Annotated in this window: 11 protein-coding genes; all 11 read right to left on the bottom strand. The window is 41.5% G+C overall.

Translation table 11 applies throughout. From position 1 onward, the window contains the following. Nucleotides 1-23 precede the first annotated feature (23 nt). Entirely contained in the window at nt 24-2,045 is a 2,022-nt protein-coding gene (locus P2W82_RS17080) for a tetratricopeptide repeat-containing sensor histidine kinase (protein ID WP_336517131.1), read from the bottom strand. Between the two features lie 9 nt (nt 2,046-2,054). After that, a complete protein-coding gene (locus P2W82_RS17075; RefSeq protein ID WP_336517130.1) occupies nt 2,055-4,130 on the bottom strand; it encodes a sensor histidine kinase in 2,076 nt (691 codons plus the stop codon). 445 nt (nt 4,131-4,575) lie between these two features. Continuing rightward, entirely contained in the window at nt 4,576-7,959 is a 3,384-nt protein-coding gene (locus P2W82_RS17070) for a two-component regulator propeller domain-containing protein (RefSeq protein WP_336517129.1), read from the bottom strand. 192 nt (nt 7,960-8,151) lie between these two features. Beyond that, the gene (locus P2W82_RS17065) at nt 8,152-8,919 is read right to left on the bottom strand and encodes an FIST signal transduction protein (protein ID WP_336517128.1); all 768 of its coding nucleotides are present in this window, start codon (nt 8,917-8,919) and stop codon (nt 8,152-8,154) included. Beyond that, nucleotides 8,904-9,305, bottom strand: a complete 402-nt coding sequence (locus P2W82_RS17060; protein ID WP_336517127.1) for an FIST N-terminal domain-containing protein — start codon at nt 9,303-9,305, stop codon at nt 8,904-8,906. Before P2W82_RS17060 ends, P2W82_RS17065 begins: the two co-directional genes overlap by 16 nt. Nucleotides 9,306-9,313: 8 nt before the next feature. Continuing rightward, a complete protein-coding gene (locus tag P2W82_RS17055) occupies nt 9,314-11,371 on the bottom strand; it encodes a sensor histidine kinase (RefSeq protein WP_336517126.1) in 2,058 nt (685 codons plus the stop codon). 9 nt (nt 11,372-11,380) lie between these two features. Continuing rightward, entirely contained in the window at nt 11,381-13,348 is a 1,968-nt protein-coding gene (locus P2W82_RS17050; protein WP_336517125.1) for a tetratricopeptide repeat-containing sensor histidine kinase, read from the bottom strand. A 4-nt stretch (nt 13,349-13,352) separates the two neighbouring features. Continuing rightward, nucleotides 13,353-13,565, bottom strand: a complete 213-nt coding sequence (locus P2W82_RS17045; protein ID WP_336517124.1) for a hypothetical protein — start codon at nt 13,563-13,565, stop codon at nt 13,353-13,355. A 5-nt stretch (nt 13,566-13,570) separates the two neighbouring features. Then, complete coding sequence (locus tag P2W82_RS17040) at nt 13,571-16,642, bottom strand: ATP-binding protein (protein ID WP_336517123.1); 3,072 nt, start codon at nt 16,640-16,642, stop codon at nt 13,571-13,573. Nucleotides 16,643-16,685: 43 nt separating this feature from the next. Then, complete coding sequence (locus P2W82_RS17035) at nt 16,686-18,905, bottom strand: tetratricopeptide repeat protein (RefSeq protein ID WP_336517122.1); 2,220 nt, start codon at nt 18,903-18,905, stop codon at nt 16,686-16,688. A gap of 133 nt (nt 18,906-19,038) precedes the next feature. Beyond that, entirely contained in the window at nt 19,039-22,449 is a 3,411-nt protein-coding gene (locus P2W82_RS17030) for a two-component regulator propeller domain-containing protein (RefSeq protein WP_336517121.1), read from the bottom strand. Nucleotides 22,450-22,486 lie beyond the last annotated feature (37 nt).

Raw genomic sequence — 22,486 nt, 5'->3', positions numbered from 1 at the left:
ATTAAGGTACACGATATTCCACCTCATGCTTTTGCATTCAGTATAATTGAGAATTCAGCGCCCTCGTCCTGTGTTGAAACAACTTTCAGTTCACCTCCATGGGCTTTTACAATATCATATGCCAGTGACAATCCCAGACCTGTACCCTGGCCTGGTGGCTTAGTTGTGAAAAATGGTTGAAAGATTTTATCGATGATTTTCGAATTGATACCGGAACCATTATCCGTAACGGTTATTTCAATTTTGCTGGCGACACGTTTGGTGGAAACAGAAACTATATTGTTACCGGTAGAATTATTACGACTTCGTTCTGTGCACGCATAGAACGCATTGTTAAAAATATTCAACAGTACCTTACCCATTTCATTCGGGACAATATTCATTTTTCCAATTGAACCATCGTAGTTTGTTTTGATCAGTACCTCGAAAGAATCATTTTTAGCTTTAAAACTTTGTAAAGCCGATCGAAGGTATTCGTCAACGAGTGCGTTAATTTCAGTTGGCTTCCTGGTTCCTGTCCACGCCTGTGAGTGCTGCAGCATACCTTTCACTATAGCGTCGGCGCGTTTTCCGTGATGATTTATTTTAGAAAGATTCTTTTTGATATCCTGCAGCAACTCTGATACTTTAGGACTGTTCTCTCCGGCCTCCTGCCTTCTTCCTTCTACCTCCTCCGTTAATTCGGCACTGACCTCCGAGAAATTATTCACAAAATTCAATGGGTTTTGAATCTCATGCGCAATTCCTGCGGTAAGCTCACCAAGACTCGCCATCTTCTCCGATTGAATCAATTGCGCCTGTGTAGATTTTAATTCCTGCAGGGTTTTTTCTAAAGTTGCTTTGGCTCTCTTCTCCTTTTTGTTGTTACGATATAAAATCAGACCGATCAGAGAAAGAATACCAAGACCTGCAATTAAACTATACGTTCTGACTTTGATCTTCGTTTCTATTTTTTCTTTCTCCAGGTTCTCCAGTTTCACCTGTTCATCGACAACCACGTCCAGGAAAGCGAGAAGATTTTTTCGTTCTTCTGCGCTAAGGCTATCGCTTAATGATTTTGACAATTTCAAATACACGGCTGCACTATCCGCCATACCCACCTGCTCAAATGCTGAAGTAAGCAGATTATAAGAGTCTCTTTTCCAGGCCGCGTCTTTGCGCTTCTCGAAAATTTTAAGGCTTTCCCTGGCACAATACAAAGCGGAGTCCTTTTGTTTTACATCCGCAAATACTCGACTTAATGATTGATACCCGAGGCCAAGATGCAGTTGATCGTTAGTTTCCTTTAAAGTTGCAATTGATTGACGAAGGGTGTTAACAGCTAAATCGAGGTTCCCCATCTTCTCAAAGGTGTCGCCCAGAAATTTCAATGCCCGACCTAAACCAGATTGATCTTTCAATTCAGAAAATGTTGAAACCGCTTTTTCGATTAATAATTGTGCTGAATCTAATTTTCCCTCATTCATATATGCAATGCCCATGTGAAAGGTCACATAAGCAATCTGGCTGCGGTTTCCTGATGCTATTGCATATTTCTCTGCCTCCCGGTAATTTTTCAATTGGTTCTTAGTGTTAACAACCCAGTTTCCGGCATATGCATTTAATAATCCGATTAAATCGTAACTGGAGCTTAGAAGAAGCATTCGTGCACCAGATGGACTTTGTCCGGGCGACAAATGCCAGATGGTCTTTTCTATAGCCGGGTCTTTTGCAATATTTGATGCCTTCAGATAGAACTCCAATGATTTCGAATATTTTTCCTGCTGCATCAGGTTAACCCCCATTTGAGCCAATATAGTGGCTTCATCAAACTTCAGGTTCAATCTTACAGCGATTGACAATGCTTTCTCGAGATAAATATTTGAACTATCCCGATCCTCAAGACTGTAGTATGATCCAAGCTTGTGACATACTGCCATCCTTGCAGTATCGTTGGTTGCCCCGGATAATGATTTGTACAAACTTTTAAGATATAGGCTGTCCCTTTGCGCAAAAATCGTGATTGGCAAAAAAATGAACAGAACGATTCTGATAAATATTTTCATCCTGGATATCTAGGTTGTCGGTAGAATAATTGTAAACTCAGACCCTTCGCCCTGTCCTGCTGCATCATCCCCATCGGAATGGTTCAGCCGGGCAGACGGGCTGGCATCCTTCGAGTTTGCTTTTAACTCGCCGCCATGCCCTTTTGTGATTATATCATACGCTAAAGATAATCCAAGACCTGTTCCCTGACCGGTTGGCTTTGTTGTAAAAAATGGCTGGAATATTTTATCGATAATATTCAGTGGAATGCCACTGCCGTTATCCTTTACCGTTATTTCTATTTTATCTGCGGTACGTTTTGTTGCAACGGAAACCACGTTGTTAATCGTAGAGACGCCATGCATGGCGTCTCTACGATTAACAGACGCGCAAGCATAAAACGCATTGTTCAGTAAATTCAACAATACCCGGCCAATATCCTGCGGAACGATATTTATTTTTCCGGCTGATTCATCAAAGTTGGTATTGACTATTACATCAAAGGAATTGTCCTTCGCTTTATAGCTTTGCAGTGCTAATCGCAGGTACTCATCAACCAAAGCATTGATATCTGTCAATTCTTTTGTACCGGACCGAACCTGTGAATGCTGCAGCATTCCTTTTACAATTGCTTCGGCACGCTTACCGTGGTGATTAATTTTGGAAAGATTCTTTTTGATATCCTGTAACAAGTCTGTGACAGCAGGGTTGTTTTCTCCTGCCTCCTGTCTTCTGCCTTCTGTCTCTTCGGTCAATTCAACACTCACCTCAGAAAAATTATTCACGAAATTCAACGGATTCTGAATTTCGTGCGCTATCCCTGCGGTCAACTCACCAAGACTTGCCATTTTTTCAGATTGAATAAGTTGCGCCTGGGTCAATTTTAACTCTGATAATGTACTCTCTATTTTTTCCTTCTGGTTTTCCACCTGAACTTTCTGTTGCAACAACAGAACATTCGCTTTTTTCCTTTGCCTGTTATTCCGGTATAGAAAGAATGCAATCAGTAACAGTACTCCGATACCGAAAAGAAATGCATATTGTCTGATCCTGTTTCTTGAAGCAGCTTTAGCAGCAACTTCTTCAATACCACGCAGCTCTTCCTGGAACGCCAGACCTTTAATTTTATTTACATTTTCCTGGCTGAAGATGCGGGCATTAATGTCCGCTTCCAACCGGGAATAATAATATGCACTGTCTACATTGTGAAGCGAATCATACACTTCGCGTAAAAAACCTGCAGCTCGCAAACCTGCCAGGGGAATTCCATCCGCTTCACTCTGTGCCAGATATTGTTTTGCTACCTGCCGGGCTTCATTCAATTTACCTTTATCGATAAGAAACCGCAGGTAATACTTATAGAACAATCCACTGAGTGAATAGATTTTTATGAAACGTCCCATCTCAGACGCCTTCTCAAAATACATGCTCGCAAGTGAATCCTGTTGGGAAAGTGCGCAGGCAGCGCCCTGGAGCAGTAATGCGGAAAACTGAAAATTAAAACCCTTATACCGTTCAGCAGTTGCTGCGTGTAACCGCGCATACTTCAATACCGAATCCGGCTGCGGAATGGACATGTAATACGCCGCCATATTGCGCTCGTACTGTCCCACCATAAAATCATAATTGGGCGATGATTTATCAGGCAGGTTTTCACCACCCTTCACGGTGTTTTCAAATGCAGAAGTATAATCCTGCAGCTCATAATAAATTACAGCGATATCGAAGTACAGAGAGCTGAGTCTTCGCTTGTCGTTCGCCCTTTCAGCGAGTGGTACTCCCTTAAAAAAATACTCCAGCGCAGTTACATTGTCACCGTTCGTAAAAGAAAAAAAAGCGCCGATCCAATTGTAGCTTATAGCGAGTAATGAATCGTTTTTCAGATCCTGCGCAATCTGCAGAAGCTGGATACAGGAAGCAGAATCAACATTGCTCCCGAATTCTATATTGATGAGTTCCAGTTTTGCTCTCAGCAGATCAAATTTCCGGTAAGGATCTTTTTCTTCTACAATCAGTGTAGTAAGACTATCGGCCCGCCGGGATTGCGCAGACGAAAGACTGTATCCGATTAAAAAGATAATCACTATGAAAAATCTGTGAATCATGTTCTGCGACCTATAGATGTTTAAGTTATAGATTCTGTCCGGTTTCCTTTGCATTTTCTGCTCGATCAATTGGAAGGGGCCAAGAAATGTCAAACTGAGTGACTCTACCCTGAATGCTGATAACTGTTATTTCTCCTACATGGGCTTCCACAATATCATATGGCGATGATAAACCAAGGCATGTCCATTAGCCCGTTGGTTTTTTAGTAAAAACCGGCCGGAATATTTTATCAATGATTTTAGGATATATAACGGTGCTGTTATCCGTAACAGTTTTTTCTAACATGCTGACGTTCCTGACAGAATCATTGGTCGCATTATTCCAATGTAATAAAAGACTCTCATCCTCTTTTTTTGCCAGACCTCCCAATATGGATTCTTCTGAACAACAGAGGAAAATGGCAATAACAGCAGTAATATTCTTGTGACTCTTCCCATGTTGAATTTAAGAGACGGGCAAAAGAATTGTAAACGCCGTTCCCACCCCTTCTTTACTCTCCACTTTTATATCCCCGCCATGTGCTTTAATGATATCATATGCAAGGCTCAATCCCAGGCCGGTTCCTTGCCCGGTTGGTTTGGTAGTAAAAAAGGGTTGAAAAATCTTATCCGCTATTTTGTCCGGGATCCCATTTCCGTTATCCGACACCGTTATTTCCAGACGACTCTCTGATTTCTTTGTGCTGACTGACACAATTGGTTCATAACGCGGATTGGGTATACCATTCACGGGGACGCTATGCATCGCGTTCATACGATGAAGTTTTTCATTCACTGCAAAAAATGCATTGTTGTACAAATTCAATAACACCCTTCCGATATCCTGTGGTACAATACTAACCTTGCCAATACCATCATCAAATTCTGTTTTCAGCGTAGCATTGAAACTTTTGTCTTTTGCCCTTAACCCATGATACGCCAGGCGCAGGTATTCATCTGCAAGCGCATTGATATCGGTCAGTTCTTTTTCAGACGAACTCTTGCGGGTGTGCTGCAACATACCTTTGACGATGGAATCGGCTCGTTTGCCGTGGTGACTGATTTTATCCTCGTTTTCAGAAATATCAGCCGCAATCATTTTTACCTCTGCATAATTCCCTTTGTCTATTTCTTCATTTAATTCGGTAAGCAGTTCTTTATTGACCTCAGAGAAATTATTTACGAAGTTCAAGGGGTTTTGTATTTCATGAGCAATGCCTGCTGTGAGCTCGCCGAGGCTTGCCATTTTTTCGGATTGTATCAGCTGTGCCTGGGTGGCTTTTAAGTCTTCCAATGATTTGTTGAGTTGTGCCGTTCGTTCAGTTACATTTTGTTCCAGGCGTAGATTTTCTGCCGTTAGTTTTCTTGAACGTTCTTTAACAATAGCATAAATAATTGCAATAATTCCGACTACCGACAACATGCGGAACCACCATGTTGCCCACCAGGGTGGACTGATAACAATCCGGATTGATTTTTCTACAGATCCGCCATCGTCACTAACGGCTTTTATCCTGAACTTGTAAGTGCCTGGTGGAATGCTATAAAAAGAAGCCCGGTGTTCGCCGCCGATATCATGCCAGGTGTTATCATGGTTCTCCAGCATATAGGAATATTTTTTTTCAGCAGGTGATGTATAATCTGCTGAAAAAAAATCAAAAGAAAAAACATTCTGATCATAGCGCAGCCTGATCTCTTCAGTTTGCGCGATGGGTAATGATAATAAACTACTGTTACCTGAATTGATGAGTTTATCGCCCAGTTTAAAGCTGGTGATATTCAATGGCGGAGCAGTATTAATATCGTTCAGCTGATCAGGACGAAATGAATAATAACCAAAATAGTTACCTAAAAACAACCTTCCATCAGCTGCTTTAAAACTACTGAAGGACCAGAGACTCTGCGAAAGTTGTACTCCATTGTCTTCCGTATATTTTTTTATTTTAGTCCTGTTTTCATTGATCTTAATGATAGCGTTGGTGGTAGATACCCAAAGATTTTTTTGGTCATCTTCTATAAGATCTAATACACCACTGATATTTACTGCTGAATCTTCATTAGCAAAAAGATCAAACTTATCTTTTGTTTTGTTAAATGCATAAAGCCCCTGCCAGCCACCTGCCCATATTCTTCCGTTTGCATCCACACATAAGGATCTCAGGTCATCAACAAGGTATTTCGTAAATTTTCCTTTTTTGATATCAAGTTTAAAGAGTCCCCAATTAGCTGTTAGCCAGATATTATGATCCTGGTCTTCTGCTATCCGGTTAACTTCAAAACCTGTGTAATTACCAGCTATCTGATCCACACTATAATTGGTAAACTGCCCGGTGGCCCGGTCCATGCGTGAAATACCAGAGTCAGAGGCGGCCCATAAATTCTTATGATGATCAAAAAAAGAATAGAATACATTATCGCTGGAAATGCTTCCGGAGTTTTCAGGATTGTTTCTGTACTGTACATATTTTTCGGTAACCGGGTCAAAATTCAGCAAGCCGGCACCGGTGCCTAACCAGAGATTTCCTGCTTCATCCGCTGTTATGGAAAATATGTATTTACCCCTTGATTTATTGTCGTTCGGGTTAAAGACTAATAATTTATCTTTTTGAGTGGCCAGGTCTTTTCTTAACAGCCCTTTATCAGTACCAATCCATAAAATTTTACCATCGGATTCCAGGTGGAGTGCTAAGGCTGCTTTTGAAATATTATTAAACAGAAAGGTTGTTTTCTTATAATTCAGTTGGTATATGCCACCTAAACCCAAAACCCAGAATAAACCGTCTTTTGTACTTACTCCTTTAATTGCAAATGAAAGATTCAGGCCTGTTGCAGTATCCTTTTTCCAGGATGCCGATACATTCAAAAAATCGTATAGCAGACCAAAATGTTTTGACTTTTTAGTAACAGGATCATACCTGTTTACTCCATGCTGGCCTATTCCAACCCATAATGCACCGGATGAATCTTCGGTTATAAAATGGATGTCTGAACCCAACTCCTCAGCAACCGGAGTCTGACTCAAATTACCTGAATTGAAAGGATCCGGATAGTAACGAGTACTTTTAGCTGTGTTCCTGTCCATTGTATACAAGCCAGCATCTGTAACTATCCAAAAATTATTTTCGTTGTCCTCATACATATCTCTTAACCACGTTCCCGGGATGCCGTTGTTGGCTTTTGCCGAATCCTGTAAGTAGGGAGTGAATTTTTTAGTGGCCGGATCAAAACGATTAATGGCTCCCGGAGACATATGATCTTTTGATAATGATTTCCCACAAATCCAAAGCATCCTATTTTTATCCTCATATATTTTAAGTATCTGCGGGTAATTGGTACCAGCAGTGTCATTGTTGTTATTACCGTAGTGAGTAAACCTTCCTGTTTTTCTATCCAGTAAATCCAGTCCCTCATTGGTGCCAATCCAAAGGTTTCCGGCATGATCTTCAAAAATTGCATTTACGGTATCATTGCCTAAACTAAAAGCATCTTGCGCGTTGTGCCGGAAATGTGTAAAGGTATTTGTGGACAGGTCTAATCTATCCAGGCCCGAACCATAGATCGCAATCCATAAAATATTGTCAGCATCTATTATCAAAGACAAAACCTCACCAGAGGCTATTGAATTAGAATTTCCCGGGTCATTTAAGAAAGTCTGTCGCTTTACCCCGTCAAATTTTTGCAATTTTGTAGTATTGATTAACCAGAAAAAACCCAGCTTATCCTGTTTCATATCAACAACCATACTATTAGGGTCATCAAGAACCCTTTTAAAACGGAGGCTTTGAGCAGGCAATTCAATTCCGCTAAGCAGTAACAGCGATAATACAATTGTATAAAATCGTTTATTCATGTTTTTCGTTCTACCTACAGGATTTCTCTGACGGGACATGGGTAAGGTGTGAGTTTCGTTTCATTCTTTTTATCTTCTATAAAGCATCGAAATTCTCCGGATCTATCTTGTTACTTTTAAATTCTTCATCGGTCGTTTATATTTCAATACAGTGGAACAAGGCATGCCTTGTCCCTACACACCTCTTACCTCTCACCTCTTACTTCTCATTGCGACCCAGCAACAGGTATTGTTATGAAATTCATTATCCCCGCCCCTGGTTCTGCCAAATTCACCATAGGTAAAAAAGCCGGCCATGGGAACATCAAACACCTTCCTGACGCCTTCAATTTCATCGCCTACCAGCGGACCAAATTGCGCGAGCCGGCCAATGCACGAAAACATCAGCAAGGCTTCAGCATCAGGAATTTCTTCTGCCTTAGCCTTTGCGGCATTGTTGCTTACTTCTTCGATTATTTCAAAATCGGGAGGGAGTGTCAGCCTGATTTTATCTCCTTCCTTTACAGCTGCCAGCACGGACACAGATTTGTTCGTCCAATTGAATAATCCCACACTTCTCAGCACCGGTTCACCCTTACCTCTGGCAACACTGAAGATGACATTATGATTGGGATAAAAAACTTCTGCTTCTTCCTGTGTTAGATGAAGACCCAGAAATTTCAACACCATCTCGGCGGCCGGTTGATGATCGATCTCGTAAATACAATTGTCTGATGCTTTGGTTATGGTTTTTTCTGTACCTACGGGTTTTTGCCCTGAAGCCGCCAACCCTCTGATCTGAATGTTATCACTATCCAGCACAAGAAAAATAATTCCTGTTTTCAATACCTGGTGATTGCTGAACACCAACGTCTCCTCAAACAAAAAATCATCACCGGCCCTGCCACCCCAGATTTCTGTTTCCGTTCCGGTAACTGCCTCAATAGCTTTGATGATGGGTTCGCCTACGATACGCTCCATTCTGGTTTTACATAAACACTTCCGGAAATAATGAATGATGGCTTCTTGAATTTTTCGACAGCTTTCGCGGCCATTGCTCCTGCCAGGGCCACCGGATCCTGATCCGAATAATCCTCCAGTAAAAGAATAAAGCCGGAAGGATCCAAATCCAGTAAAAGAATGGCAATGCTTTCTTTGCCAATTTCTCCGTCAATGAATTCACCTGCTGATGAGGCGCCGAAGATTTTTATGTCATGCTGATCAAGCGTAGCTCTTATGGCATCAATGTCCTGCCTGATGGAAATAAATACAAAGGCCAGTGCAGGCTTGAAATTATCCGACATACTTTTTTGTAATGCTACCGAAATATCTTCCGTCGATTTTCCGCTGATTGATTTTGATTTCATAACGATTATTAACCTGCTGAATGCATTATGATCGAAAACTCACTACCTGTTCCTTCAATACTGGTGACTTTTATCTCGCCGCCGTGTGCTTTGACTATATCATAGGCTAATGATAAACCGAGGCCCGTTCCCTGGCCTGTCGGTTTCGTTGTAAAAAATGGCTGGAATATTTTATCGATGATATATTGGGGAATACCGTTGCCGTTATCCGTTACTTTTATTTGTATGCTGTTGTTGATTTTTTTTGTACTAATCGAAACAACCGGATCATAATTCAATGAATTCTTCTGCTTCCTTTCATTCAAAGCATAAAAAGCATTTGTCAGCAAGTTCATGATCACTCTACCGATATCCTGCGGAATAATATTTATTATTCCAGCAGACTCATCAAATTCTGTTTTCAGCGTTGCATTAAACGACTTGTCCTTTGCACGAAGACCATGGTAACTCAACCGCAGGTATTCGTCGCACAATGCATTAATATCTGTCGGCTCCTTCTGTCCTGAAGACGTCCTGCTGTGTTGCAACATACCTCTTACAATAGCATCTGCTCGTTTGCCATGATGAAGTATTTTCTCAGAGTTTTCGATTACATCATTTGCTATCGCTTTTACTTCTTCCAGTTCTCCTTTTTCTGCTTCTTCTTTTAATTCAGATAGTAATTCCCGGTTTACGTCAGAAAAATTATTCACGAAATTCAACGGGTTCTGAATCTCATGCGCAATGCCTGCAGTCAATTCTCCCAGACTGGCCATCTTTTCTGATTGAATCAGTTGGGCTTGTGTTGCCTTCAATTCCTGAAGTGCCTTGTCTGCTTTGTCTTTTTGTATGTCCGTTTCCTCTTTTTGCTTCTGCAGAAGATTATATGCCTTTTGTTTCTGCCGGTTATTGCGATAAATGATGAGCATTATAATTACGGCAGCAACAATAACCCCAATCAGACTAAACGTTCGAAGCCTGCTTTCCTCCCTGATCCGCTCTTTCTCTGCGTTCTGCAAACTAAGTTGTTCATCCAGTGTCAGGCGTTGAAATGCTGAAAGCCTGCTGAGTTTAGTAGCTGTCAGACTGTCTTTAATCGCGAGAGCAACCTGCATGTACTTGATCGTACTGTCCCTCTCGTTTTTCAAAGAGTATGCATCAGCCATGTTTTGATAGGCGGCTCCGAGGTTAGCATTACCTGTAACAAAAGACGTTATTGCACCAAGCGATTTTACAACAGCCAGAAATTTCGTTGCATATAATAGTACAGAGTCGGCATCCCCTTTGCGCTTATAAAAATTAATCAGATTTTCATATACTCCTGCAACCACTGTGAAGTTTGATTCCGGTATTGCCGTGTGCAGCGACTTGTGGTAGTAGGACAAAGCCAATGAATCAAGCCCCTTTTTTGCATAGATATTTCCCATCACGGACCATATATATGCAAGGTATTTTGAGATGCCACCTCTTATACCGTAGCTTTCACCTTCTTTGGCATAAAATAATGCCGAGTCAGGTTGATTAAGCATAAGATAATTAGCAGCTAAAACCATATCACCGACGGTTACACGAAAATCATTGTTTATTTCTTTACCAATTTCAGCGCCTTTTTTAAAGTATTGCAGGCTTTCAGTACTACCGGTCTGCAACTTCAGGTGGCCATACATGTGATTAAGCATAGAGAGAGTCAGTTCACGGTTCCTGCCCGGTGACGAATAGACAGTAAGCTCCCATGTAGGGGCTTCGCTACTGCTGGTGGCTATCTGCATAGCTTCTGAAAGATTCGTCAATGCCTCACTAAAACGTCCGAGGAAAATTTGCTGATAAGCCATTTGCCCCTGTGTATATGCTTCTTCAAGTCTGCGATTATTCTTTTTTGCAATGGCGTAACGAATCTGTGCGTAATGTAACGCGGAGTCCCGATTCGTTTCTTCATAAAATGTATAAATGGGCCGTGAGAATATGAACCTGGCCGAATCATCCACTGAATTATCGAACGCTTTTTGCAGGTTGTCGGGCAGTAGCTTTTGCGCCTCTGAGAAGGAGGCCAAAAACAAAATAAATATAAGTGTCAGGATTGATTTCATGTCTGCAGCTTAGATTACCGGCAGGGATATAATAAATGTTGTTCCTGTTATTACTTTTTCGTTGGGCATCTGGACTGGGGGTTCTGCGGACAAGGTTTCCACCCGCAACTCTCCTCCATGTGCTCTTACAATATCATAGGCCAGGCTCAAACCTAAACCCGTTCCCTGGCCCGTTGGTTTTGTCGTAAAAAATGGCTGAAATATTTTATCAATAATGTTTTGAGAAATACCATTGCCGTTGTCTGCTATTTTTATCTCTACCCTGTCCCTGAAGCTTTTTGTACTGATAGAAACAATGGGGTCATAGCCGGTTGAATGACTTTGCTTCTTTTCATTAACAGCATAAAAGGCATTCGTCAGCAAATTCATGATCACCCGGCCGATCTCCTGCGGGATAATATTCAGCACGCCAATGGAATTGTCGAAGTCGGTTTTCAATGTCGCATTAAAAGATTTGTCCTTTGCACGAAGGCCATGGTAACTGAGTCGTAAATATTCATCACATAGCGAATTAATATCTGTTGGCTCTTTCTGTCCGGACGAAGTTCTGCTGTGTTGTAACATACCACGAACTATAGCATCGGCACGTTTGCCGTGATGCAGTATTTTTTCTGAATTCTCAATTACATCATCTGTTATCGCCTTTACTTCTTCCAGATCTCCTTTGTTTACTTCCTCCTTTAATTCAGAAAGCAATTCCCGGTTTACGTCAGCAAAGTTGTTGACGAAGTTTAAAGGGTTTTGAATTTCATGCGCGATACCTGCGGTAAGTTCGCCAAGCGAGGCCATTTTCTCGCTTTGTATCAATTGCTGTTGTGCAGATTTTAAATCAGAAAGCGTTGTTTGTAAAACTTTGTTTGCTTTTTGTTTTTCGCTATTATTTCTATATAGGATGAAAGCAATGATCAACACTATCGCCAGTACTGCGAGTAATCCATATTGCTTGAGTTGATTCCTGTAATTAATTTTTGCATCCTCTATTTGTTTTTGATGTTCTTCGGACTGGTTTACCAGGGTTTGAATAGCCTGAAGGCTGTTGGCACCAAACAAACTATCTTTATACACACCGGAAATTTTAAGATATTGCAATGACGTTTTAATGTCCGTCGGTTCATACAACAACGATAAAAGTGATGCTGCTTCCTGAATTGTTTTCTTCTGAGAGATCAGTATTGATTGCTCAAGTCCCTTTTGAGCATAGTAAATCGCGGAATCAGGCTGTAAGATTTCTTTAAAGTAGGATGCCAACTTGATATAGGCAGAAGATGAAGACCTGCGTTCATTGTTTTTAAGTGATACCTGGAGACTTTTTTTATAAAATGCCAACGCCTCAGCCTTGTTCCCCGTTTTCATTTTTATGTTGCCCCATATTTCATAAACCTGAGGCTCCTCCCTGTCTATTTTTTTAAAATCTTTCATTGCCTGCTCGTCGTAAAACATTGCTGAATCCAACTGATTCATTTCTTCGAAAACTATTGCCAGGTCTTTTTTTGCATAAGCCAGTGATTCGATATTACCATCGGCCTCACACATCGATTTTTGTTCCTGTAAATATTTTAATGCTTTTGGAAAATCCTTTAGTACAATGTACACCTCCCCGATAGCATTTAATGCACCAGAATAATTTCCTAATCCATTTTCCTTAGCAAGTTCAATGGATTTAAATGAAGTTTCAAGTGCTTTGGGTAAGTTACCCATTTGTACAAGCGTTATACCCATAAATGACAACGCCAGTATTTCACCCTGCACATAATTGATTTTTCTTGCAGCTGCTAAAGCCTGTTCACCATAAAAAAGCGAAGAGTCAGTATTTCCAAGACGATACAATAAACATAAGTACGCCTGCTGGTTAATTTTACTTGTATCATCAGTTGCAATGGCCAATCGATGATGCAGTTCGTTAATCGCTTCAACCGTTTGGGTAAAGCCAGAATTCGACAGAAACAGAAGCAGGATTACAATTAATCTTTCCTTCATCGATTTACTTTGATGTCATTTGAATAATTTGCGGAATCAATCCCATCTCCCCCCATCCGGCTGCCTCTTCCAACAGCTCCTGCACAATGGTGAACCGCTGCACAGGAACATTTGTTTTTTCCAAAGCATTTTTCAAACTGTCCACTATCGCAGTTTGCGTATATCCCTGAACTACAAGCGCCGTGAGTAATAAATATGTACAGGTCGACTTAACCATCTTATTTATGAAATTGGAAGCTGAATGACAAATGTTGTTTTTTTCCCCACTTCTGATTTTACTTTCAGCTCTCCATTATGTGATTTTATGATATCATAGGCCAAACTCAATCCCAGCCCTGTTCCCTGCCCGGTAGGCTTTGTCGTAAAAAACGGCTGGAATATTTTATCTATGATTTTGGGATCAATGCCATTGCCGTTATCCGTTACCGTTATTTCCACCGCATTCCCAACCCGCCTGGTCATGACGGCAACAATATTTCCAGTGTTGTTGTCAATCGCAGAGACGCCAAGCATGGCGTCTCTGCGATTGACTGCAGCACAGGCATAAAACGCGTTGTTAAACAAGTTCAGTAATACCCTGCCGATTTCCTGCGGAACTATATTGATTTTTCCAATTGATTCATCATAACTGGTGTTGATCGTCACTTCAAAAGATTTGTTCCTTGCTTTATAACCGTGTATCGCAAGCTTCAGGTATTCGTCTGTGAGCTCTTTTATTTCCGTTAGCTCTTTAGTGCCTGATCTCGACTGTGAATGCTGAAGCATACTTTTCACAATCGCGTCTGCTCTTTTTCCATGATGGCCTATCTTAGAAAGATTCTGTTTGATATCGTTCAGCAACTCAGTAACTAAAGGGCTGTTCTCTCCTGCCTCCTGCCTTCTGGCTTCTGCCTCTTCCGTAAGCTCAGCACTCACCTCGGAAAAATTATTCACGAAATTCAAGGGATTCTGGATCTCATGCGCAATACCTGCAGTAAGCTCACCAAGGCTCGCCATCTTCTCCGCCTGTATCAATTGCTTTTGCGTTGCCTGCAACTCAAGCAAAGTATCCTCTGCTTTTTTTCTTGCCGCTTTTATTTCCATCAGATCCTGTTCTGCCCTGATGGTTTGCGCTTCTGCTTTCTCAAGATCGAGAAAGCGGGTATAAGTTTGCTGAAACACCTGTCCGAAACGTTTGAACAAATCCTGCCATTCAGGTTTTGGTTCGAGCGTTACAAACAACAGGTAGCCATGAGAAAAAAACACCACATTGTGTACCTGCCTTTCAGGTGTTCGGATACCTGCTTCTTCTGCCATCGCAAAAGATTTTTCCAGCAACGGAAAAGAGCGGAGGTATTTATAATGTGCCCTGGCCCGGTCCCCGGTAAGATCATCTACAATAAATTGTTCTCCATTTTTCCATGCTTCATAAAATCTGTTATGCTGATCATATTCGCGCGCCGGCATGATGAATGGCGGGTTAAGAGCGCCTGTCGGATTGCTCATCCATGAAGTCAATGAATCTTTGTCTTCGTCCCAGATGTTAAATCCGCTGGTGTAGCTTTCTATGCCAAGGCTTTTGATCTGTTGAAACATAACGGCAGCACTGGCTGCCAGTTCATCACTGCGTTGCATTGCCATCGTTCTGCTTCGTACTTTCTCCAGCGCTGCTTCGATGTTTGCTTCTCTTGCCTGGGCTTCCGCTTTCTGCAGATCGAGAAAACGTGTATAGGCTTGCTGAAATACCTTGCCGAATCGCATTAAGACAGAATTCTCCTCATCAGAAAAAGGAATGCCTGTGAAATTCTCAATGTACAGGGCTACATTTTCCAGCAACACAGTCGATATTGTAAATCCAGGTTCACTGAGTATTTTAACTTTCGACTCCTCAGGAAAACCAGGGATATATTTGAAAAGATCCTGGTAAAATTTATTTTTTTCTTCGAAGTTCAGCCGGGTAGTAAAAAAGTTCAAGCCACTTTTTTTTGCTTCATTGAACTGGTTATAATAGATCGCATCAAAATAGGGAACAGTAACCTGCGCAGGTGTTCCAAATTCATCAGCTATCCATATCCGGTGGTCATCGCGCTCTTTATAGTCCATTACAAAACCAGCATGCGAAATGGGAATACTCAAATGAATCAATTGTTTATAAATGACGTGGATTACATCGCTGAGTTCATCACTTTTCAACATGCCGAGAGAACGGCTGCGCACTCTTTCCAGCGACGCTTCAATTTGCGCCTCCCGGGCCTGTACTTCTGCTTTTTCAATATCGAGATAACGACGAAAAGAAAGATTGAAAACATTCCGGAAACGGTTGAATAATTGTAATTCTTCTTCAGTCAATGGGTAATAGGCAGAAATTCCAATGGCAATTGCCCCCAGGGAAAACCAGTAATAATTAAGTGAATGCGCATTCAATAGATATTGATCGGCCAACTGTTCCGTTCCTAACTGGTAACTGTACCATTGCTTCAATTCTTCACCCGAAAATATTTTAGTATAAAAAGCTCCCTCCCCACTCAGCATCGTGTTTGCAAAATCTTTCTGGTCCTTATGTGTACGCTCGCTTGCAAAATCCACTTCAGTGAAAATTTCCCTGTTGTGTTTCTGATAATATTCATAATTCAGATAGTTGCCTTTTTCCGGGTAGAATATGGCAGTCTGCACATTTCTGATTTCTTTGATTCCAAGTTTTGTCAATTCCTCTGATATGGTACGACAGATGCCTAGCATATCTTCCCGCTTCTGCATTCCCATCGCTCCTGCCCTTACCCGCTCGAGTGATGCCTCAACTTCCAGCTCGCGGTTTTTTTGTTCGAGCTCCACAGTCCTTCGCTTAATTGCATCTCTCAGCTCCAGATTCTCCTGCGAGATTTTTTCCAACCCTATGGTCTGACCTTCCTGCGCTTTTGAATCAGGTATTGAAAAATGTTGCTGGATCATTTTCCAGTTCCCTGTATCCTTTTTCATCCAGGATGTTACTCTCGCTTTTGAATAAAATATCCAGACTTCTTCCACACGAACCCATGCATCGAAAAGGTCGGTGATAAAGACCAACTCATCAACCCATTCTACATACAGGCTGGCGTTTCTTCGCTTTATGTTACCGGAAAGCTGATCTGCTGTTTTCTCCAGAAAATCAACCGCTTCCTGTCTCGAAAAAAATACTTCGGCCTCAGTCGTTCCAATCAGCCGGTAATCCTCGCTCAGGAAGGATGCATATCTTTCAAGCTCTGCACCAAACAAGCTGTTAATGAATGACTCGTACACCAGCTTAATCTCTTCCGCCTCTCGACCGTTCACCTGCATTTTTTTAGTTTTATCTTCTTTAGTCAATAAAAAACCAACTCAGTCAAAGACTGCCGTTCAGAATTATCAAAAAAGAACTCCCTTGATTTCCCGAACTGTTCACTTTTATCTCACCGCCATGTGCCTTCACAATATCATAAGCCAGTGATAATCCCAGGCCTGTACCCTGGCCAGTCGGTTTGGTTGTGAAAAAAGGCTGGAATATTTTTTCAACTATCTCGTTCGGGATACCGTTGCCATTATCGGTCACCTGAATTTCTACTGTTTGCCCCGTCCTTCTCGTACTAACGGATACGGTTGGTTGAAAACCTTCCGCCGCTGTCTTCTTTTTTTCAGCAACGGCATAAAACGAATTGTTGAGTATGTTCAACAGCACACGCCCAATGTCCTGAGGCGCTATTTCCATATCAGTAATTGCAGGGTCAAAATTGGTCACTAGTTTCACTTCAAATGCATTATCCTTTGCCCGGTATGCGTGATAAGCCAGCTTAACATATTCATTCACCAGCGCATTGATGTTCGTGCGCTCTTTATCCCCCTTTGTACTTCTGCTGTGCTGCAGCATTCCTTTTACAATCAGGTCCGCTCGTTTTCCGTGATGATTGATCTTTTGCAGATTCAGCTTCAGGTCATCAGCAATTTCCACAGCCTCACTAAATTTTTTATTTGCGATCTCTGCCTTCATATCATCGATCAATTCGCTACTTACTTCCGCAAAATTGTTTACAAAATTCAAAGGGTTTTCAATTTCATGGGCAATGCCTGCCGTGAGTTCACCCAGTGAAGCCATTTTTTCCGACTGAATCAACTTGGATTGCGTGGCTTTTAATAATGCCAATGTATTTTCAATCTCATTTTTCTGAACCTGAAGCAAGGTATTTGCTTTCTGTTTGTTTCTAAACCCTGCAAGGGCAACAACGGCGAGAATTAATGTGAGCGCCAATCCAACAGCAAGGGCAATCTGTTTCGTAGCAGACACTTCATCTCTTGCTTTTTGTTTGGCTGCCAGCAATTCCTGTTTTTTATCAAATTCAAAATTCATTGCCTGCTCCGTAGCTTTCCTTATATTATCCTTACTACTTACCGAATCAACAATTTGTTTGGCTACTTTGTACACTTCCAATGCCTTTTTAAAATTGCCTGTTTTTTCGTAACACTCGGAAGCCTCGGTGTAGACAATACCGAAATCTTTTGAATAGATATCTGAACCTTCCATGGCCTTAAAAGCCTTTTCATAAAAAGGAATCGCTTTAGCATAGTTACCTTGAACTCTGAATATATTTCCCCTCACTGTGTATGCCTGGTAAACATTCAGGGGAACGCCGGTGGAATCGGCTATGGCAATGGCTTTTTCAGATAAAGCAATTGCATCATCATATTTACCAAGCATCACCAGGGCCGTTGCAGCTTTTGACAAACTCGCAGCCTCGATACCTTTATCGCCCATGGAAGCACCCAGTGTAGCGGCTTTTATCCCATTATCATAGACCAGCTCCCATTTCGCCATCCGCGTATACATACTGGCCAGATTGCTGTATCCATATAATTCAACATTTACCAGTGATTTCTTTTTTGCAAGGTCGATTGCCTTCAGTATGTTTTCTTCTGCCCGCCCCGGATCTCCCATTAAATCATAGGTATTTCCAATATTCATTAGGGTATAAGCCATGCTTACTTCATTCTTATTCTCTTCACCCTTCTTTAATGACTTTTGCTGATAAAAAAGTGCCTGCGTATAATTTGATTGCTGCTGATAGGCAATAGCGATATTGGAATATTCCGTACCCAGGTGATTATATCTGTCATTTATTTCGTCGATAGCGATGGCCTTTTCATACCAGTAGATGGATGTATCGTACTTACTTTGAAGGCCATACAACATTCCCCTGTTGGCATACAGGGCAGCAATATCTGCGGAATCTTCAGCAGGTTTTATAAATTTCTCCAGAAAATCCAATTGTTCAGATGCTTCTGCGAATTGTCCTTTGAAAGCATAATTTGAAGCCAGCTTCTGCCTTAGCTTCAACTCGCCTTTATAGTAATCTATTTGTTGAGCAAGCTTCAAATAGTCATTGCCGATCTGAATAGCAGTGTCCAGATTGATAGCGCTCAGGATATCCAGTTTTATTGCCACCAGGTTGATCCTGTCAGTGTCCGAAGATGCTTTGCTGATTAGTTTATCGAGACTATCAATTTTTCTGTTTTGTGCACATAGCCCTGCTGTTAAGGATAAGATGCAAATAGTGATTATAATTATTTTCATGTTGCAATTTTTAGAACAAAATGTTCACAAACCGATTAAATCGTTTACTGATAACGCTTGTGTATTCCCTGCACAACAAGTCTCAAGGTTGGATTACAAACTACCGGTTACGGACAGTCGGTTTTTCTTTGGCTCATGGATTAGAATTTAAAATGATTGTGAACTCAGCACCGGCCCCCTCGGTGCTTTTCACTTTTATTTCTCCACCATGTGCTTTAATGATATCATAGGAAATGGATAAACCCAGGCCAGTACCCTGGCCGGTCGGCCTCGTCGTAAAAAATGGTTGAAATATTCTGTCCATTATATTTTCGGGTATCCCTATTCCGTTATCTTCTACTGAAATCAATATCTGGTTAGCTGTTTTTTTTGTGGTCAATGTCACCGCCGGTTCATATGCGACACCATCTTCTTTATTTTCTGCAGAAAGTCTTTTTGATTTTTCATGCACAGCATAAAATGCATTACCGATAATGTTGAGCAACACTCTGCTGATATCGTCCTGAATCAGTTCAACTTCACCGATGGAAGGATCATAATTTGTTTTCAGATCAACCTGAAGTGTATTGTCTTTACCTCTTAAACCATGATAAACCAACCGGAGATATTTATCACACAGAGCATTGATATCAACAGATTCTTTGATTTCAGTTCCGGGTCTGCTGTGCAGCATCATGCTTTTCACAATACCATCTGCACGCTTCCCATGGTGACTTATCTTTTCAAGGTTTTGTTTGATATCGTTAAGTAACTCTGAAACTACGGGGCTGTTCTCTCCTGCTTCCAGCCTCCTGCCTTCTGCCTCTGTCACCAGCTCTGCTGAAACCTCTGAAAAATTATTCACGAAATTCAACGGGTTCTGAATTTCATGTGCAATGCCCGACGTCAGTTGACCCAGCGAAGCCATTTTTTCAGATTGTATCAGTTGTGCCTGCGTTGATTTCAGTTTGGTATATGCCTTTTCAATTTCTTTCGCATGTTCCAGTTCTTTCTCCCTGTTGCGTTCTCTTTCTCTGGAAAGAATAAATCTTTTCTGGTACAAATAGATCTGCCAGCCCGCCAGCATTGCCAACAGCGCATACATCATATACGCCCACCATGTTCTCCACCAGGGTGGTGTAATCAGGATATCGATGGTTTTTTCTGTACTTGTTCCCTCACCATTCACCGCTTTGATCCGCAGTTTGTAATTGCCCGGTGGTACTGCAAAAAAAGACGCTTTGTGATCAGTACCGAGATCCCTCCATGCTTCATCATAATTTTCCAGTCGGTAGAGGTATTTAATTGCTTCGTTGGAATTATAATTGACAGCCCCAAAATCTATCGAAAATGAATTCTGATTATACGCCAGCCTGATCTGATCTGCATTCCAGATGGGTTCCGTCAGGATTCCATTCTTCTCCGGAAAAATTGCAGTTCCGCCAATGGTCAACTGTGAAAATGCCAGCAGCGGTGCCGAACTGCTCACATTGATTTCAGCCGGATTAAACATGTAATAGCCCTTACTTCCACCTATGAAAAGCCGTCCATCATGCGCCTTGTAATTGTTGAGCCAGTTCCAGTTGGAGGAAAGTACACCATAGTCAGCATTAAATCTTTGCACATGCTCCCGGTCGGCACTCAATTTTAGGATGGTATTACTGGTGGAGATCCAGATGTTATGGTCATTATCCTCCAGCAAACTAAGTATCTGATCCATTTCAGTTCCGAGTATCGAAGAGCCTAATGAAACAAAATGATCGCGGGCTTCATCGAAATAAAATAAACCGCCATCCGTACCCGCCCATAGTTTTCCACTGGCATCTTTAATTACCGCACGGGCAGAATATCCTTTCAGGTAATGTTTAAAAGTTGAATCTGATTCCACATATGTATCTACGCCTCCTTCATTCGCAAACCACAAATTATTCTTAGCATCTTTTGTTATAGAATAAACCGTTTGGCCGATAATTCCATTAGAATCGGTCTGGTTATGTCGCCAGGTCATGAATTTTCCCGATGGTCTGTGCAAGCGACTAAGGCCCATCTCGCCCGCCATCCAAAGCCACTGATCGTTTTCTATGAAGATGTTATGTATGGAATCGATCGGCTTAGATCCACCAAGCGTACTATCATAGCGAAAATGGGTAAAGCTGCCGGTTTCCGGATCAAACAAATCCATCCCTCCTTTATGTGATCCAACATATAGCCTGCCCTTTTCATCAGGTTGAATAGTTACAATTTCATTGTGGCTTATACTGTTATTATTTTTGGGATCCTGCTTCCAGGTTTTCTGCACGTTGGTTTTTAAATCTTTTCGCACAAGTCCAGCTGCTGTACCAAACCACAGAATACTATCGTTGGGCTCGAGGTAAAAGGAATTAGGGGCTTCTTTATTCGGGTAGTAAGGAATTGTTTTACGGCCATAACTGACCAGGTAAATGTTTCCAGACATTCCTGTAATCCAGGTGAGACTGTCCTTCGAAAGAAAAAAGCGAAATGATCCGGTTTCTTTGTAGCCGGTAAGCGTATCCTTATTGAAATCCGATTGTATTTTTTTTTCTCTGAGAGAACCATAATGATAAAGCTGTTTTGTTGCCGGATCATACCAGTTGATTCCGTTATCAACTGAACCAATCCAAAGCTTTCCGGCATGATCTTCATTTATAAAACTGATAAAGTCGCTGCTATCTTTTAAAGAAACCGGAGGCCGGCTTAATTTTTCCCGGTGCAAAGAATCATAGAGATAACGAGTGAATTTCCCGGTATTGCGATCAAGTGTATGCAGGCCATTTCCTTTTGATCCGATCCAGAAATTACCACGACTATCTTCAAAGAATGCGAATACATTAGGATTAATCAGGCTCTCCGGATTTTTTGGATCAGCCGTGTAGAAAGTATGCTTTCGTGTAGATGGATTGTATCGGAACAAACCCCCACTATCGGAAGGCTTACCTTCGAAAAGATCACCTGCCGTTGACCATATCTCACCATTTTTATCTTCGTAAACTTTAAATGTTTTGAACTCATTTTTAACAGGCTTTCCGTTGATCTCTCTTCTAAATCTGTTGAATTTTCCTGTCGCCGTATTGAATGTGTCCACGCCACCGTAAGAACCAATAAATAAACCGCCATTTCGTACAGCCGTAACAGATAGTACTGTATCTGAACTGATGGTGTTGGTATCAGTCTGACTAAAATTGAAATGTGTAAATGTATTGGTCGCCGGATTATACCTGTCAACACCTGCACCAAACAACGCCAGCCAGATCATACCAGAAGAATCAACAGCCATTGAAACGATGATATTGCTTCCTGGCGAGTTTGCGTTTTCCGGAGCGTGACGGAAATATTTAAAATCTTTTCCGTTGTACCTGATCAGTCCTTTTGTAAAACTCCCAAACCACATATATCCCTGCTGATCCTGTGTTAATCCATAGGCCGGACCGAAATGATGTACTTTTTCATCAATCTGTACACTGAATTGTGGTTGCTGAGCATCTGCAAAATAAACATCTGCGGCGACAAGCAATAAAATGAATAAAGCCTTTATTACTTTTCTCATTGGTAATTTTTCTGATTCATTTCAAATACAATTCAGC

It is taken from the genome of Pollutibacter soli (assembly GCA_029269725.1).
GTDB classification, from domain to species: domain Bacteria; phylum Bacteroidota; class Bacteroidia; order Chitinophagales; family Chitinophagaceae; genus Pollutibacter; species Pollutibacter soli.
Note: the sequence above shows the minus strand (reverse complement) of the source record. Positions and strands in the feature narration are given on the sequence as shown.